17 protein-coding genes are annotated in these 16,277 nt (G+C 70.0%); 10 read left to right on the top strand and 7 right to left on the bottom strand.

Translation table 11 applies throughout. The features are described from left to right. Nucleotides 1–43 precede the first annotated feature (43 nt). From H7I41_RS06670 to H7I41_RS06650, 5 genes are read right to left on the bottom strand one after another with little or no spacing between them, the layout of a single operon-like run. On the bottom strand, nucleotides 44–1,276 hold the full coding sequence (locus H7I41_RS06670) for an MCE family protein (protein ID WP_264011811.1): 1,233 nt from the start codon (nucleotides 1,274–1,276) through the stop codon (nucleotides 44–46). Next, nucleotides 1,273–2,316, bottom strand: a complete 1,044-nt coding sequence (locus H7I41_RS06665) for an MCE family protein (RefSeq protein WP_264011785.1) — start codon at nucleotides 2,314–2,316, stop codon at nucleotides 1,273–1,275. Before H7I41_RS06665 ends, H7I41_RS06670 begins: the two co-directional genes overlap by 4 nt. Then, complete coding sequence (locus H7I41_RS06660) at nucleotides 2,313–3,611, bottom strand: MCE family protein (protein WP_264011784.1); 1,299 nt, start codon at nucleotides 3,609–3,611, stop codon at nucleotides 2,313–2,315. The genes H7I41_RS06665 and H7I41_RS06660 overlap by 4 nt, the downstream gene beginning before the upstream one ends. Beyond that, nucleotides 3,608–4,462: an ABC transporter permease gene (locus tag H7I41_RS06655; RefSeq protein WP_372503692.1), complete on the bottom strand. Its 855-nt coding sequence runs from the start codon at nucleotides 4,460–4,462 to the stop codon at nucleotides 3,608–3,610. The genes H7I41_RS06660 and H7I41_RS06655 overlap by 4 nt, the downstream gene beginning before the upstream one ends. Then, nucleotides 4,459–5,169 (bottom strand): MlaE family ABC transporter permease, encoded by a 711-nt coding sequence (locus H7I41_RS06650; protein WP_264011809.1) that lies wholly within the window; start codon nucleotides 5,167–5,169, stop codon nucleotides 4,459–4,461. Before H7I41_RS06650 ends, H7I41_RS06655 begins: the two co-directional genes overlap by 4 nt. Before the next feature lie 258 nt (nucleotides 5,170–5,427). Between H7I41_RS06650 and H7I41_RS06645 the strand changes: the two genes are divergently transcribed. The 6 genes from H7I41_RS06645 (at nucleotide 5,428) to H7I41_RS06620 (ending at nucleotide 10,904) form a co-directional block, all read left to right on the top strand. Then, complete coding sequence (locus H7I41_RS06645) at nucleotides 5,428–6,081, top strand: TetR/AcrR family transcriptional regulator (RefSeq protein WP_264011783.1); 654 nt, start codon at nucleotides 5,428–5,430, stop codon at nucleotides 6,079–6,081. Nucleotides 6,082–6,173: 92 nt separating this feature from the next. Then, complete coding sequence (locus H7I41_RS06640) at nucleotides 6,174–7,343, top strand: FAD-dependent oxidoreductase (RefSeq protein WP_264011782.1); 1,170 nt, start codon at nucleotides 6,174–6,176, stop codon at nucleotides 7,341–7,343. Beyond that, nucleotides 7,340–7,945, top strand: coding sequence for a 2-oxo acid dehydrogenase subunit E2 (locus H7I41_RS06635; protein WP_264011781.1), 606 nt, complete (start codon nucleotides 7,340–7,342; stop codon nucleotides 7,943–7,945). The genes H7I41_RS06640 and H7I41_RS06635 overlap by 4 nt, the downstream gene beginning before the upstream one ends. Next, complete coding sequence (locus H7I41_RS06630) at nucleotides 7,942–8,724, top strand: EthD domain-containing protein (RefSeq protein WP_264011780.1); 783 nt, start codon at nucleotides 7,942–7,944, stop codon at nucleotides 8,722–8,724. The genes H7I41_RS06635 and H7I41_RS06630 overlap by 4 nt, the downstream gene beginning before the upstream one ends. Before the next feature lie 7 nt (nucleotides 8,725–8,731). Beyond that, nucleotides 8,732–9,871 (top strand): FAD-dependent monooxygenase, encoded by a 1,140-nt coding sequence (locus H7I41_RS30275; protein ID WP_264011779.1) that lies wholly within the window; start codon nucleotides 8,732–8,734, stop codon nucleotides 9,869–9,871. Between the two features lie 25 nt (nucleotides 9,872–9,896). Then, nucleotides 9,897–10,904: an LLM class F420-dependent oxidoreductase gene (locus H7I41_RS06620; RefSeq protein ID WP_372503693.1), complete on the top strand. Its 1,008-nt coding sequence runs from the start codon at nucleotides 9,897–9,899 to the stop codon at nucleotides 10,902–10,904. On the opposite strand, the gene H7I41_RS06615 is transcribed toward H7I41_RS06620, so the two are convergent. Together H7I41_RS06615 and H7I41_RS06610 are read right to left on the bottom strand one after the other, a co-directional pair. After that, a complete protein-coding gene (locus tag H7I41_RS06615; protein WP_264011777.1) occupies nucleotides 10,901–12,409 on the bottom strand; it encodes an AMP-binding protein in 1,509 nt (502 codons plus the stop codon). The two genes, H7I41_RS06620 and H7I41_RS06615, sit on opposite strands and share 4 nt — an antisense overlap. A gap of 1 nt (nucleotide 12,410) precedes the next feature. Further along, complete coding sequence (locus tag H7I41_RS06610) at nucleotides 12,411–13,685, bottom strand: alpha/beta hydrolase family protein (protein WP_264011776.1); 1,275 nt, start codon at nucleotides 13,683–13,685, stop codon at nucleotides 12,411–12,413. 116 nt (nucleotides 13,686–13,801) lie between these two features. On the opposite strand from H7I41_RS06610, the gene H7I41_RS06605 reads away from it, so the two are divergent. Genes H7I41_RS06605 through H7I41_RS06590 form a run of 4 tightly spaced genes read left to right on the top strand, consistent with a single transcriptional unit; the run spans nucleotide 13,802 to nucleotide 16,277 of the window. Then, nucleotides 13,802–14,707: a beta-keto acid cleavage family enzyme gene (locus tag H7I41_RS06605; protein WP_264011775.1), complete on the top strand. Its 906-nt coding sequence runs from the start codon at nucleotides 13,802–13,804 to the stop codon at nucleotides 14,705–14,707. Then, a complete protein-coding gene (locus H7I41_RS06600) occupies nucleotides 14,704–15,579 on the top strand; it encodes a fumarylacetoacetate hydrolase family protein (protein WP_264011774.1) in 876 nt (291 codons plus the stop codon). Before H7I41_RS06605 ends, H7I41_RS06600 begins: the two co-directional genes overlap by 4 nt. Further along, the gene (locus H7I41_RS06595; RefSeq protein WP_264011773.1) at nucleotides 15,570–15,815 is read left to right on the top strand and encodes a biotin/lipoyl-containing protein; all 246 of its coding nucleotides are present in this window, start codon (nucleotides 15,570–15,572) and stop codon (nucleotides 15,813–15,815) included. The genes H7I41_RS06600 and H7I41_RS06595 overlap by 10 nt, the downstream gene beginning before the upstream one ends. Nucleotides 15,816–15,821: 6 nt before the next feature. Continuing rightward, nucleotides 15,822–16,277 (top strand): hypothetical protein, encoded by a 456-nt coding sequence (locus H7I41_RS06590; protein WP_264011772.1) that lies wholly within the window; start codon nucleotides 15,822–15,824, stop codon nucleotides 16,275–16,277.

Genomic DNA, 16,277 nt, shown 5'->3' with positions numbered 1-16,277 from the left:
GCGAACAAGCCGCCGGCGTAGAGCCGCAGTGCGGCAGGACGTTTCACGACCCTCCTCCCGGTGCCTGGGCGGGTGGTCCCGGCGGCGGACCACCCGGCGCCGGGGCCGGTGGCGGCGGCACGAAGGGGTAGCGGCTGCTGCCGGGTACACCGGTGATGGCCTCGGGCAGGGTGAGATTGGGCGGGCCGCCCTGACCGGTGCGGGGGTACGGCACGGGCAGCGCGGGCGTCCCCGGCTGACCGGTCTGCGGGTCGCTGAGCTCCGAGGGCGCCAGCACCGCTGGGTCGAGTCCCAGGTCGGAGAAGGCGGCGTCGACGAACGGCTGGATGAACTGGCCGGGCAGCAGATTGGCGACGTAGGCGTTGAAGAACGGTCCGGAGGAGACGGCCTCGCCGAGCGACATCTGATAGGCGTTGAGCATCGTCAGTGACGACTGGATCTGTTGTTTGCGGTTGTCGAGGATGCCGAGCACTCCGTTGACCTTCTCCAGTGCCGGCCCGATGACGCTGCGCTGTTCGGCGACGACGCCGGACAGCTGGGCGGCGAGTGCGGAGATGTGTCCCGAGAGTCCGTCGAGGGCGGCCTGCTGCTGCAGCAGCGCGGTGAGCAGGGCGTCGGTCTGCCGGACGAGGTCGACGATCTGATCGGTGCGCTGCCCGAGAACCCCGGTCGCGCGGGCGGCGTTGGCCAGCAGCGTGCGCACCTCGGTGTCGCGTTCGCCGATCACCTCCGAGAAGCGGCCGAGTCCGGCCAGGGCGGCCTGCAGAGCCGGGGGTGTCGAGGTGAACGCCTGCGACAGGGTGCCGAGTGATTCGGTGAGCCCGTCGGTGTCCAGGCCGTCGAGGGTGGTGCCGAGATCACCGAGCGCGTCGGCCAGCTGGTAGGGCGAGGTGGTGCGCTGCAACGGGATCGGCTCGCCGAGCGAGCCGTCGCCGCGGGGTGTGACCTCGAGGATCTTCGCGCCGAGCAGCGTCCTGGCCTTGATCGCCGCTTCGGAGCGGTCGCCGAGCGTCACCTCGTCCTCGACGCGGAACGTCACCAGCACCCGCGGCCCGTCGAGGCCGACGTCGAGCACCTCGCCGACCTTCAGGCCGGAAACCTGCACGGCCGCACCTGACGTCAAGCCCCCGGCTTCGGCGAAGTATGCGGAGTACTCGCTGCCGGAGTTGAAGAACGGCAGTGACTTGTACTGCAGCGCAGCCAGTGCCAGCACGACCACGGTGACGATGCCGATCACCCCGATCGGCAGGGGGTTGCGCTCCTCGAAGAACTTCATTTCGGCGCGCACCGCCCGGTGGATTGGCCGGCCACCTTCACATACACCGGCTGGCCGCCCTTCCCGTTGACCTTGAACAGCAGATCGCACAGATAGAAGCTGAAGTAGTCGCCGTAGAGCCCTTGGCGCGACAGCACCCGGTAGGCGTCGGGCAACGTCGCGAGCAGGTGGTCGACGTACTCGGCGTCCGACATCACCAGGCCGGCGGTGCGGTCGGCCTGGGCGACGACCGTCTGCAGCGGCGGCCGTGCCGCGGCGAGCAGGTCGGCCACGGTGGCCGCGGCGGCATCGGTGTACGCCAGCCCGGTGCTGATCTCGGTCCGGCGCTGCGCGAGTCCGTCGACGAGCCGGGTCAGTGACTCCACCGCGGTGTCGAACTGGCGGTCGTGTTCGGCCAGGGAGCCCAGCACGATGTTGAGGTTGGTGATCAGCTCGCCGAAGATCTGGTCGCGGTCGGCCAGCGCGCCGGTCAGCGACGCCGTCGAGGAGAGGAAGGACTCGATGGTGGGACCCTGCCCCTGGAACACGTCGACGAGCTGCTGGGACAGGTCGTTCACCTGGTCGGGGTCCAGTGCACGGAACAGCGGGCGGAAGCCCCCGATGAGTGCGTCGAGGTCGAGTGCGGGTGCGGTGCGGGCCCGGTCGATCGTGTCACCGGGGTGCAGGCGGTGCTCGCCGGCGAGGCCCTGCTGCAGTTCGAGATAGCGGCCGCCGATGAGGTTCTCGTACCGCACGACCGCCTCGGTGGTGTCGGTCAGTGCGACATCGGTTTCGATGTCGAAGTCCACCAGGACGGTCGTGTCGGGTTCGATGCTCATCCGGCGCACCTTGCCCACCTCGACTCCCGCGATGCGGACGAAGTTCCCGGCTTCCAGACCCGAGACGTTGGTGAACTCGGCGCGGTAGGTGACGGTGTCGTCGAACCGCAGCTGCCCGAAGACCGCCACCAGGGCGAACCCGCCGAGGACGCAGACGGTCGCGAAGGCGGTCAGCCGCCACAGCGCGCCGATCAGTTTGGCGTTGTGCCGCTGCGGAGTCATGGCGGCGTCCCGATCGCAGGCGCGGGCGCCGGTGGGGGCGGTGGTGGTCCCGGCGCAGGCCCCGGCGCGGGCGGGCCCTCGCCACGCACGCTCGGCGGCTCGGGGACGGCGCGTGTCACCGGGAAGTAGTTGACCCACCAGGGGTGGCCGATCCCGGGGTTGGGCCGGACGTCCAGGCCTGCCCCCCAACCGGTGTCGGTGACCAGGTACCGCACCGGGTAGTTCGCCGACGCGTCGGGCAGCGATCCGCAGCCGGGCCTGCCGCCGGGGCCGCCGGTGGCCGCCACCTTCGGCAGGTTCTCCGGATACCGGTAGGGGTCGTCGCCCAGCCCGAGGCCCGCGTCGATGGTGCCGGTCCGGCCGTTGGCGCCGATGTTGCCACCGCCGTTGTCCAGGAACCACTTCGCGCCGAGCAGTGTGCAGGTGAGGATGGGGTTGTAGCGCAGCAGCAGTGCGGTGGTGGGCTCCAGGTCGTTGACGGCGCGGACCAGGTTGTCCCGGTTGGGTGCGAGCAGGTCGATGCCCGAGCGCGCCAAACCCGAGACGTTGAGCAGCAGGCCGTCGAGGTCCGCGGTGCCCGCGACCAGGGTGTCGCCGGCGGTGGCGGCCGCGTCCAGCACGGTGAGGAGATCGCCGGCAGCTGCGCCGTAGGTGTCGCTGAAGCCGCGCAGTGCGGCGATGTCACGGGTGAGCGCCGGGCTGCGCTCGTTGAGCGCGACGACCACCGTCCGGGCGTCGCTGAGGGCGGCGCCGAGCTGCGGACCGCGGCCGCGGACACCTTCGGCGAGGGCGGTCAGGATGGCGTTGAGTTTCGCGGGGTCGATCCGTTCCAGGACGCCGACCAGGTTCTCGAACACCGTGTTGACCTCGGTGGTGACGTTGCGGGCGCGCAGCACTGCGCCGCGGGCCAGCCGGCGGGCGGTCGGTTCGGCGGGGTACACCAGGTTGACGAACTTGGCCCCGAACAGCGTGCTGGCCTGGATCTCCGCCTCGACGTTGGCGGGGATGTCGGCGATCCGTTCGGGGTCGATGTGCAGGTCGAGACGGACGTCGGAGCCGGCGCGGTCGATGCCGCCGACGCGGCCCACCGCGACCCCGCGCATCTTGACCTTGGCGCCGGACTCCATGATCAGCCCGGCCCGGTCGGAGGTCATCGTGACCGGGACGTAGGAGGTGAACCAGCCGGCGAAGGACGCCGCGGTGAGAACGAACACCACCGCGACGACGGTGAACAGGATGGCCGCCGACCACCCCGGGTGCAGCCGGCGTCTGCGCCGGTGGACCGTGCCGTTCATCCGGCGAAGTCGAAGTTGGCGGACTGGCCGTAGACGGTCAGCGAGACGCAGAGCGTGACGAGCACCGTGCAGACCAGCGAGGTGCGAACGGCGCGGCCGACCGCCTCGCCGACCCCGGCGGGCCCGCCGGATGCGGTGTAGCCGTAGTAGGTGTGCACCAGCATCACCACGGCGGCCATCAGCACGGCCTGCAGGAAGGACCAGATCAGGTCGGTCGGGTTGAGGAAGGTCCGGAAGTAGTGGTCGTAGACGCCGGTCGACTGGCCGTAGGCGACGGTGGTGCCGACCCGGGCCGCGACGAAGGACATCACCACCGCGACGCAGTACAGCGGGATCACCACCAGCACGCCGGCCACCAGTCGTGTCGACGCCAGGTAGGCCACCGACCGGATGCCCATCACCTCGAGCGCGTCGATCTCCTCGCTGATCCGCATCGCGCCGAGCTGGGCGGTGGCGCCGGCGCCGATGGTGGCGGCCAGCCCGATCCCCGCGGTCAGGGGCGCGATCAACCGCACGTTGAGGTAGGCCGACGCGAAACCGGTGAGCGCTTCGATGCCGATGCCGGCCAACGAGTTGTAGCCCTGGACCGCGATGAGCGCACCCGCCGACAGGGTGAGGAATCCGACGATGGCGGTGGCGCCGCCGACCAGCGCGAGCGCTCCGGTGCCCAGGCCCATCTGAGCGACCAGTCGCAGGATCTCCTTGGTGTAGTGGGTGAAGGCGTCGCCGGTCGCGGCGAGTGTGCGCCCGTAGAACTCGGCTTGTTCGCCGATACGGGTCCAGCCCCTGGTGTACCGGCGGACGGCGCGGCCCGCGCGCGGCATGAGTGGACTGGGGACGCTGACCGTCATCGGGCGACCTCGACGCCGACGGCGGTGACGATCACGTTGATCACGAACAGTGCGACGAAGGAGTAGACGACGGTCTCGTTGACGGCGTTGCCGACGCCTGCCGGTCCGCCGCCGACCGAGATGCCCTTGTAGCAGGCGATCAACCCGGCGGACAGGCCGAAGAGGGCGGCCTTGACCGCGGAGACCACCAGCTCGGACAGGCCCGTCAGCAGGGTGAGCCCGGCGGCGAACGAGCCGGGGGTGACGTTCTGCCCGTACACCGAGAAGACGAAGCCGCCGATCAGGCCGGTCAGCGTGACCAGCGACGACAGCAGCAACGCGGCCACGGTGGCCGCGAGCACCCGCGGCACCACCAGCGTCTGCACCGGGTTGATCCCGAGGACGCGCAGCGCGTCGAGTTCTTCCCGGATGGTGCGCGCCCCGAGGTCGGCGCACATCGCGGTGGCGCCGGCGCCCGACACCACGAGCACGGTGACCAGCGGGCCGATCTGGGTGACGGCGGCCAGCGCGGTGCCGCTGCCGGAGAAGTCGGCCGCCCCGAACTCCAGCAGCAGGATGTTGAGCGTGAAGACACCCAGCACGGTGAACGGGATGGCCAGCATGATGGTCGGCAACAACGACACCCTGGCGACGAACCAGGTCTGGAGTGCGAATTCCTGCCAGGCGAAGGGCCTTCGCACGCTGAGGCAGGCGGTGTCGAGCGCCATGGCGAAGAAGCGGCCGATCTCGCGCACCGGTGTGCCCAGTGCCCCCGCACCGCTCACCGCCCCGCTCCCCGCGTTCGCGCAACCACTCGCCACTCCTCCTCAAAGTCACCAGGTGACTTGGTGATGTATACCACTTCCGCAGGGCTTAAAGAGAGGAAATTTCTAATTTCGGCGTCGTGACGGACGGCCGCACCTGAGTTTCCTGGGGCCTGCCGTCATACTTGGGTGCTACCGAGGTGGCCGGCGGAAGGGCTGGGGATGGTCAAGGGCGCGACGACACGTGCCGCGCGCGGCGAACCGGTCCGGCGGGCCAGGCAGGCGCGCAGTCAGGAGACGCTCGACCGCTTCCTCGATGCCACCGAGGAACTGCTGCACCACAAGCTTTTCCACGAGATCGGCGTGATGGAGATCATCGAGCGCTCGGGCCGCACGGTCGGATCGTTCTATGCGCGCTTCGACGACAAGTACGCGGTGCTGCGACTGCTGCGCGAGCGCACGGAGGAGCGGGCCCGCTCGACACTGCACGCCGTGATGCGACCCGAGGCGTTCGCCGAGGCCGGGGCCGAGCAGATCATCGGCACCGTCGTGCGCACCATGCTCGCCACGTATCGCGACCTGGGGCCGGTCTACCGCGCCACCGCCGCGCAGGCCTGCGTCGACGAGGAGTTCCGTGCGCACCGCCAGGAGATGTTCCGCATGGTGGCGGCGCGGTACGCCGAACTGCTGCTCGTCCACCGCGACCGGATCGGCGCGCCCGATCCGGAGCGGGCGGTCGACCTCGGCTTCGCGCTGATGGTGGGCCTGCTCGATCAGCGTCTGCTGTTCGGTCCGCTCGGTGTCACCGATGTCGGTGAGGACGCACTCGCCGACGAGATGGCGGCGGTGGCAGTGGGACTGCTCGACTTGCGGTGACTTTGCGGAACTCACACTGACCGTTGACTCGTCGATGGTCCGGCTCTACAGTCGGCACGAATTAGAAATTGTTTCTAAAACTAGGCGGGTCGATGAACAGGGTCGCGATCGTCGGGGCGGGCCCGGGCGGGATGAGCGCCGCACTGGCGCTGCACCGGGCCGGCTTCAGGGTGGACCTCTACGAGAGGCGCGCTGCGGTGTCGGCTGTCGGTTCCGGCTTGAGCCTGACCACGCCGCCGCTGCTAGCGCTGCGCGCGCTCGGGGTGGACATCGACAACCTGGGGGCCTCGGCCCGGCTAGGGTTCAGTCGCTACGACGGGCGCCCCCGGGCCGACTTCCCCGCCATTCCGGAGCTCGAAAGCGACTTCGGCGCAACGTTCTTCGGGCTGTTGCGGCCTGACCTCTACGAACGCATGCACGCCGCGCTGCCGCCCGGCGTGCTGCATCTGGAGCACCGTTTGGTCGGCTTCGAGCAGGACGCGTCCGAAGTGCGCCTCTACTTCGCCGACGGGACGAGCGCCGCCGCCGACGTGCTGATCGGGGCGGACGGCATCAACTCCGTCGTGCGGCGAAACAGCTTCGGCGACAGCCGGCTCAACTACCACGGCTTCGCGTGCTGGCAGGGCTACTGCGAAGTCGACGGTCCCGATCGTGGCGAGGGCCGGATCTGTCACGATCGCGACTCCCAGGCCAGCTGGTCGCCGATCCTGCACAAGGGTCGGCCCGCCTGGCAGTGGTGGGTGCTCGAACCGTGGCCCCGAGGGGTGGCCTTCACCGGTGACGGCAAGCGCCGGCTCGAGCGCAAGCTCGAGAACTGGGTCGACCCGCTGCCGGAACTGGTGCGCGCCACGGCATCCGATCGCATACTCCGCCGCGAGATCGTCGACCGGCCACGGCTGCGCCGCTGGATCGACGGTCGGGTGGTGGTGCTCGGGGACGCCGCACATCCGACGTCGCCGTACGCCGCCTACGGCGCGGGCATGGCCATCGAGGACGGTTACTACCTCGGGCGGCATCTGACGGGGCGCCCGCTCCATGACGCGCACGAGCTCGGGCTTGGTCTGCGCGCCTTCGAGGGGCAGCGGGAGGCGAGGACGGCGCGCACCGCCTGGTTCGCCCGCACCCTCGGCCGGGCCTACCACTCACAGAACCCGCTCTGGCAGCGGTTCCGCGACTTCACGCTCGACCACACCCCCATCCCGCGGCACCTGCTCGTGGCGGGCTACACCCGCTCCCTGCGGCAGGAGATGAGCTACCTGTGACGCTCACCCCGATGCGCCGCGCGGTGGCCGCCGCGATGACCGCCAGCGCTGCGGTGCCGCAGTTCACGCTGGAGGCCTGCGTCGACGCCCGGGCGGCGCGCACGCCGACGGCGGGCGGCAGCGTCGAGGACGTCGTGGTGGCGGCGGCAGCGCACACGCTGCGGGATCACCCACGCCTCAACGCCTCGTTCACCACGTCACCGCGTGACGCCATCACCGAGCACGCCGACGTCAACGTCGGTGTCGCAGTGGCGGTCGACGACGGCATCGTCGCCCCGGCGATCCGGCACGCCGACCGCCTGACCGTCGGTGAGATCCGCGCCGAACGCCGCAGGCTCACCGCCGCCGCCCGCGAGGGCACGCTGCGGCCCGCCGAGCTCTACTCGGCCACCTTCACGGTATCCAACCTCGGCGGGCACGGGATCAGTCGCTTCCGCGCACTGGTGATCCCGCCGCAGGCCGCCATCCTCGCCGTCGGCGCGCTCGACGCCGAGCAGCGGATGTGGGTCAGCCTGTCGGTCGACCACCGCGTCACCGACGGAGTCCCGGCCGCCCGATTCCTCACCGATCTCGTCCACCGCATCGAAACGGGGTTCGTATGACCGACGTCAAATTCCTGACCGCGTGCCGGCCGATGCCGCACGTCACCAGGCGCGAGATGCACCAGTACTGGGACGAGCAGCACCTGCCGCTCTCGCTGTCTGTGCGCCGTGCGCTCGCCCTGCTCCACAAGGAACACGCCTACACCGTGGAGGACTACCTGCTGCACGACGAGCTGTGGGGTGAGGGCGCCGAAAGTCCCTGCGGCTATGACCAGTTGAGTGTGCACTGGCTGGACGGCGACACCGCGGCGGCGACCCTGACCTCACCGGCCGCGGCACAGGCCATGCGCAAGCTGGGCGTCGACGAGCAGCACATGACCGACCTCACCCGGTCGCCTGCGTGGTTCGCCGAGGAGCGCGTGGTCGTCGAGCGCGGACCCGGCCGCACCGTCGCGCTGCCCGGTGGCCCCTACCTGAAGTTCTACTCGGGCTGGTACGCACGCGAGGACGTCGGCCGCACGGAGGCACACGGGGTCTACCGCGAACAGCACGCCGCCCTGGTCGCATCGGTGGCCGACGATCTCGGCCTGGCCCGCTACGTGCAGAACGCCAACGTCTACGACCCGATGATCGAGGAGATGTCGCGCTCGCAGCGCGGCACGGGTCCGACCGGTTTCGACGGCCTCGACGAACTTGTCTGGCTGCGCGATGATCTCGTCCGCGCGCTGGCCACCACACAGGGCCGCCAGGCCGCCGAGTCCATCCGGGAGAGCCAGCACACCTTCGCCGACCGGTCGGTGTCGCCCACCTGGTTCGCCGTCGAACGTCTGCTGTACTAGGCGCCGCGTGAAGGTCATCGTCGTCGGGGCCGGCATCGGCGGCCTGTTCGCCGGCATCGCGTTGCGCGAAGCGGGATGTGACGTCACGGTCTACGAGCGCTATCCCGAGCCCAGAGTGGTCGGTGCGGGCCTCACGCTCTGGGCCAACGCCCTGAAGCTGTTCCGCCGCTACGGGGTCCTCGACGAGGTCATCGGCCGGGCCGGCGCCTGCGAGCACAGCGAGTTTCGCACCGACCGCGGGCACACCCTGTCCCGGGTGGCGCTCGGTGAACTCGTCGAACGCTTCGGCCTTCCGACGGTGTGCGTGCACCGCCACGTGGTGACCGACACCCTGCTGCGCAGGTTCGGCTCCGAGCGGCTGGTGCTCGGCCACGAACTGGTCTCGGTCCACCAGGACGACGCCGGCGTGGCGGCCCAGTTCGCCGACGGTGAGACGGTCACCGCCGACGTCCTGATCGGCGCCGACGGCATCCACTCCGTGGTGCGCTCGGCGCTGTTTCCCCATCTGACACCGGTTTACGACGGCCAGACCGTGTGGCGTGGGATGGTCGACGCCGCCGGGCTGCCCGCCACCTCGTTCGTCGCATTCGGGCGCGGGAGTCGCGCGGGCTGGAGCCCGATGGGCGACGGGCAGGCGTACTGGTTCGGCGCCCGGTTCCAGCCGGCCGGCATGCCGGACCGGTTCGGCAGTGTCAAGGCCGACCTGCTCGATGAGTTCGGTGACTGGGCGGCACCCATCGCCGAACTGATGGCGGCCACCCCGGAGGACGCCATCGTGCGCAGCGACGTGTACGCGGTGCCGCGGCTGCCGTCCTGGGCGACAGGCCGCATCGCCCTGCTCGGGGACGCCGCCCACGCCATGGCGCCGCACGTCGCCCAGGGCGCCTGCCTGGCGGTGGAGGACGCCACCGTGCTGGCGTTGCGCCTCGCCGGTGAGTCCACCCCGCAGGCGGCGCTGCAGCGGTACTCCGACGAACGCCGCGCCCGGGTGGGAATCGTGCTCGACGAGGCCGACGGCGTGGGCCGGCTGGCCGCCATGAACGGGCCGGTGTCGTCGCGGCTGCGCAACGCCGCGCTGCGACTGATCCCCGGCCGGATGCTGTTGTCCGGATTCGCCAGACCCGCCGCATACGAGGTGACGACATGACCGAAGAGCTGATATGACCGCCGACCTGAACATCGGACTGACGCTGGGGTACTGGCAGAAGCACACCGAGGATCTCACCGACACGGTGCTGGCCGCCGAACGGCTCGGCTACGACTCCATCTTCACCGCCGAGGCCTACGGCTCCGACGCGCTGACACCGCTGGCCTGGTACGGCGCCCGCACCACGCGGATCAAGCTCGGCACAGCGGTCGCCCAGGTGTCCGCACGCACCCCGACCGCCACCGCGATGCACGCCATGACGCTCGACGGCCTGTCCGGCGGGCGCGTCATCCTCGGCGTCGGGGTGTCCGGCCCGCAGGTGGTCGAGGGCTGGTATGGCCAGCCCTTCGCGCGGCCGCTGGCCCGCACGCGGGAGTACATCGACGTCATGCGGCAGGTCTGGGCCCGCGAGGCGCCGGTCACCAGCACGGGCGCGCAGTACCCGCTGCCGTACCCCGGCGGCACCGGCCTCGGCAAGCCGCTCAAGTCGATCGTGCACCCGGTGCGCCCGCGGATCCCGGTCTACCTCGGGGCCGAGGGCCCGCGCAACGTCGCCCTGGCCGCCGAGGTCGCCGACGGCTGGATCCCGTTCTTCCTCGACCCCGGCAAGGTCGACGCCATCTACGGCGACGCCCTCGCCGGACGCCCGGCCGGCTTCGACATCGCCGCGCCGGTCACCACCGTCGTCACCGACGACCTCGACACGGCGCTGCTGACCGCCAAGATGCCCCTGGCGCTCTACATGGGCGGCATGGGCGCGAAGGACCGGAACTTCCACCGCGATCTCATCGGCCGCCTCGGTTACGCCGAGGCCGCCGAACGCGTGCAGGAACTGTTCCTGGCGGGCCGCCGCGAGGAGGCGCTGCGCGCCGTGCCCGACGAACTCGCCGACGCCACCTCGCTGCTGGGGCCGATCGAGCGCATCAAGGAGCGGATCCAGCTGTGGCGCGAGTCGCCGGTGACCACCATCCTGATCGGCGGCGTCCGCGACGAACCGACGCTGCGCGCGCTGGCCGAGGCGCTGCGGAACTAGATCCGTCGCGAAGAGCCTGCCCAGAACGTCTCGCGGATTTGGCGTTTGAGCACTTTGCCCGCCGCGCTGCGCGGCAGTTCCGGCCAGATCTCGACGCGCTTGGGGCACTTCACCCCGCTCAAACGTTCGCGGCTGTGCGCGATCAGCTCCTCTGCGCCGACCGCCCGCCCTTCGATCAGTTCGACCACGGCGGTGACGGCCTCGCCCCAGTGCGGGTCCGGTGTGCCGATCACAGCGCACTGGGCGACGGCGGGGTGGGCCAGCACGACGTTCTCCACCTCGGCGGAGAACACGTTGAAGCCGCCGGTGACGATCATGTCCTTCTTCCGGTCGACGAGGTAGACGTAGCCGTCGTCGTCGATGCGGCCCACATCGCCGGTGTGGTGCCAACCGTGCGCGCGCACCGAGGGATCGACGTCCCCGAGGTAGCCCTCCATCACGAGTGCGCTGCGCACCACCAGCTCCCCCACCTGACCGTTCGGCAGCAGTCCGCCGTCGTCGTCCATCACCGCCAGCCGCGTCACCACCGACGGCCGGCCGCAGGACTGCAGCCGGTGCGGTGCGGTGTCCAGCGCCTCGAGGTGCTCGGCGGAGCTGAGCACCGTGCAGATCATCGCCGCTTCGGACTGGCCGTAGAGCTGCACCATGCAGGGCCCGAAGACGTCGATGGCCTGCCGAAGCCTGTCCGTCGCCATCGGCGCCGCGGCGTAGACGAACGCGCGCAGCGACGAGTAGTCGCGATCCCGCACGGTCGGATCGGCGAGCAGCATGTAGATCGCGGTCGGCGGGAGGAACAGGAAACTCACCCGTTCCCGTTCGATGGTGTCGAGGATGGCGGTGGTGTCCACTCCCCGCTGCAGCACGATGGTGCCGCCACGGGCCATCACGGGGAAGCACAGAATTCCCGCGGCGTGGGTGATGGGTGCGGCGGCGAGATAGACCGGCGGGCAGCCGATGTCGACGTGCGCCAGCAGCGCCGTCGTCATGGCCTCGACGTTGCGGGCACTGGCCACCACCGCCTTGGGCCGGCCGGTGGTGCCGCCGGTGAATCCGAGGATCGTCTCGCGCGCCGGGTCCTCCGGTGGGTCGGGCACCGGGCCGCTGCCGTCGGGCAGCGCGGCGAGGGAGATCACCGATCGGATTGTGGGAACGGAATTCTGGAGCCGCTGCGCGGTGGCCGCCATGGCCGGGTCGTGGAACAGTACGGCGCAATCGACCATGGCGAGCTGCTCTTCGAGCTCACTGGCGCTCGCGCGGACGTTGACGGGCACCCAGGTAGCGCCACATCGAAGGGCGCCGAGGACGGCCAGCAGGGCCGTCGCGCTGTTCGGTCCGAGGACTGCCACCCGCGTCCCCGGAGCGACACCGATGTCGATCAGCCCGGCCGCGATCCGGTGCGATGCCCGCACCACCGTGGTGTAGGTCAGCCGGTGGTCGCCGTCGATCAGGCACACACCGTCGCGAGAGATCAGCGCCCCGCGGTCGAGGTAGTCGATGAGTCGCATCTCAGGGCCGGCCCGGCCCTGACACCGGCCGGGCGCCCGGCCCGGCGTGCCGGTGGAGCCAGGGCAGGATCACCGATTCCGCCACGGGCAGCGCCGACACCGAGGTGTGCGCATCCGCGCCCGTCTCGGGTCCCAGCTCGACGAGCTGCTTGTCGGGCACCGTCAGCAGATCGAACATCTCCCGGGTGAGGCGCTGCCACGACGGCGGTTCTGCGGTGCCGCAGACCAGCAGCACCGGCCCGGTGATGGCGGCGATCATCTCGGGGGTCACGGTGAATTCGGCCATGTCGTCGAGGATCTGGCTGTACCGCTGCACCGGTGCGGTGTAGTCGCCGCCGCGGCGGCCCCACCAGTGGAACGAGAAGTCGATCGCAGGCAGGTGGCGCAGGCTCTCGATGTGGGCGTCGACCTCGTCGCGGCTCGCGCCGCCGTCGAGCATCTCGCCGACGCCGGCCACCGACCGGGGCAGCTCGACCAGGTCGTGCAGGGAGGCGTCGAACACCCAGCCCCGCACCCGGTGGTCGTGCGCGGCGGCGCGGGGTCCGAAGTAGCCGCCTGCGGAGAAGCACACGCACCACAGATTGTCGGCGTCGACGCCGGGCACCTCGGTCAGCGCGTCGAGCATCGCGCCGAACGGAACCTCGGCGTCGGCGCGGTATTTCGACACCTCGTTGAGCCCGAGTGAGCCGACCTGGCCCGGCAGTTCCACCAGCGCCACGTTGTATCCGCGGTCCAGCAGCGATCCCGCGCCGTAGAAGAAGTTCTCCTCGCACACCACGTCGGCCCCGCCGATCATGATCACCGTCGGGTACCGCTCCGGTGTCGCCGAGCCGGGCAGGAAGTACATCGGCATCCGCACGCCGTCGCAGTGGTACTCGAGCTGCTGTCCCGGTGGGTCGGCGAGCTCGCACACCCGTCCGAACGCGGCGCGCAGTTTCGCGTAGACGACGGGGCGGCGCTCGTCGAACCCGTGCAGGAACTGGTCGCTGGCGTGGTGGTAGTTCGCCGCACGCAGGTAGGCCCGGCGTGCGTCGATCACCGACTCCGGTTGTGCGGCCAGCTCATCGGCGCGTTGCGTGAGTCCGTCGGCGAATGTGGACCAGGCCCGGTGCCAGCTCTCCACGTCGCCGTCGGTGATGTCGGAGACGATGGCCAGCACCTCGCCGACCGTGGCGCCGCCCTGGGATGCGTAGCCGAGGTAGCGGATCAGGTTGAAGTCGAGCCACGGATCGGTGAAGAGTCCGAAGTGCCTGCTGGCCATGTCGATGGAACTCACGATGGTGCCTCCGCGGTCGGGGTGTCGTGAAAATAGAAACAATCTCTAGTTTCCCTGTCAAGCATGCGCGGCGTGCGCTAGATTGACCAAGTCACCAGGTGAGTTAAGGAGCAGCAGTGGAAGATCTCGTCATCACCGTGACCTGCGACTCGAGCATGTCCTACCCCGGCAATCCGCACATGCCGGCGATCGAGGACACCGAGGCGATCGGTCAGCAGTACATCGACGCCGTCAACGCCGGCGCCACCATCTGTCACCACCACGGGGTGCACTATCTCGAGACCGAGATGGGACCCGACGGCAAGAAGCTCTCCACCGTCGACCACGAGGGGTGGCAACGTCTTTCGGACAAGATCCGCTCGGTGGGGACGGACCCGATCATCCAGTACGGGATCGCCAGCGCCCGGCTGCCCGAGAAGATCGAGTTGATGAAGCAGGGCCCGGACATGATGTCCTACGCCTTCAACGTCCACGACGAGTACTTCAGGCCGGACCCCGCGTTCCCGGCCAACGAGATGTACTCGCTGCACCCGCGCGACGAACTCGAGGAGGCCAGCCGGGCGGCCGCGGAGCACGGGGTGAAGCTGGAGATCGAGTGCTTCTACTCCGGCGCCTTCTGGAACCTCGAGTTCATCCGGGACATGGGCCTGCTCGCCGACCCGGTCTGGGCCACCCTGTTCCTGGGCTGGCCGGGCGGTGCGTGGACCCCGCCGACACCGAAATCACTGGTGTACCTGGTGGATCACCTGCCCGCGGGGGTGAACTGGAACGTCTCCATCATGGATCCCGCCACCCAGTGGCCGCTCGCGGCGATGGCGATCGGGATGGGCGGCCATGTCCGGGTCGGCTGGGAGGACAATCCGTACCTGCCCAACGGCGACCTGTCCAAGAGCAACGCCGAACTCGTCGAGGTCGTGGTGCGGATGGCGGAGACCATGGGGCGCCCGGTCGCGAGCACCGAGAGCGCGCGGCGAATCGTGTTCGGCGCCAACGGCCCGGCGGACACCTCCGCACCGCGATGAGACTCCTACGACTCGGCCCGGCGGGCGCCGAGCGCCCGGGAGTCCTGGTCACCGACTCCGACTACATCGACGTCTCCGACCGGTTCGGCGACTTCGACGGCGCGTTCTTCGCCGCGGACCGGTGGGCGGAGCTCGCCGACCTGGTGCACCAGCGGGCCGCCGCCGGGATGAGCCGCCCGATCGGCGACACCCGGATCGGCTCGCCGATCGCACGGCCGCACCAGATCCTCTGCGTCGGGCTGAACTACGCCGAACACGCCGCGGAGTCCGGCGCCGCGGTGGCTGACGAGCCGGTGATCTTCACCAAGGCGCCCAACAGCATGTGCGGCCCGAACGACCCGATCGTCAAGCCGCTCGGCGGCGACAAGCTCGACTACGAGGTGGAGCTCGGTGTGGTGATCGGCGCCCGCGCCCGCTATCTGCCCGACGACGACGCGGCCGCAGCGGTGATCGCGGGCTTCGTCCTGGTCAACGACGTCAGCGAGCGAGCCTTCCAGCTCGAGCGCGACGGCCAGTGGGTGAAGGGCAAGTCCTGCGAGCACTTCAACCCCTGCGGTCCGGTGCTCGTCACCCGGGACGAAGTCGGCGACTGGAGTGACCTGGAGTTGTGGCTGACGGTCAACAATGAGGAGCGGCAACGGTCTTCGACCCGGCACATGGTGTTCGGGGTGTTGACGCTGGTGCGCTACCTGAGCCAGTTCATGGTGCTCGAGCCCGGCGATCTGCTCAACACGGGGACGCCGTCCGGTGTGGCGCTCGGGTGCCCCGACTACGGCTATCTGCAGGCCGGGGACGTCGTCGAGCTGGGCATCACCGGACTCGGGACGCAGCGCAGCGTCGTCGTCGAAGCGAAGGAGTGGATGTGCGGGTAGAGGTGCGGCTGCCGCAGTGGGGCATGGGCATGACCGAGGGCGAGGTGCTCGAGTGGCTCAAGGAGGTCGGCGACGACGTCGCCGAAGGTGAGGGCCTGGTCGAGATCGAGACGGCCAAGGTCAACGAGGTCCTCGAATCGCCGGCCGGCGGAAAGCTGGTCGAGATCCTGGCCGAAGTGGGCGAGGTCAAGGAGGTGCGCGCGGTGCTGGCGATCATCGACACCGGCGCGGAATGAGCCGTGATGACCCCACCCGGGACGTTCGACGTCTACGAGCAGCAGCTGGACTGGGTTCCGGTGTCCGAGCTCTACGGCTTCGACGCCGCGGTGCCCTCGGCCATCGGCAATCTCGGTAAGTACCTTGGCCGTCCCGATCATCCCGAGGGCCCGTGGTTCTACCTGATCAAACATCCGCCGTATGTGCGGGTTCCGCGACATGCGCACTCCCACGCGGTGTGCCACTTCCTGTTGACCGGCTCCTGGCTGGTGGGCGACGACGAGGGCGAGCTGCGGCTGCCCGGCTTCTTCCACCACGAGGAGGCGGGCGCGTTCTGGGGGCCGATGCGCTCGGGGCCCGAGGGATCGACGTTCATCGCGGTCTACGACGGCCGGCCCGACTTCCTGCTCGCCCACGGGCGGGAGCCGGGCTACACCGATTCGCACGCCGACACCCATGTTCCCCCCGACCGAGAGGACTGA

Origin of the sequence: [Mycobacterium] manitobense (genome assembly GCF_025821665.1) — a bacterium.
Lineage (GTDB): Bacteria > Actinomycetota > Actinomycetes > Mycobacteriales > Mycobacteriaceae > Mycobacterium > Mycobacterium arseniciresistens.
Note: the sequence above shows the minus strand (reverse complement) of the source record. Positions and strands in the feature narration are given on the sequence as shown.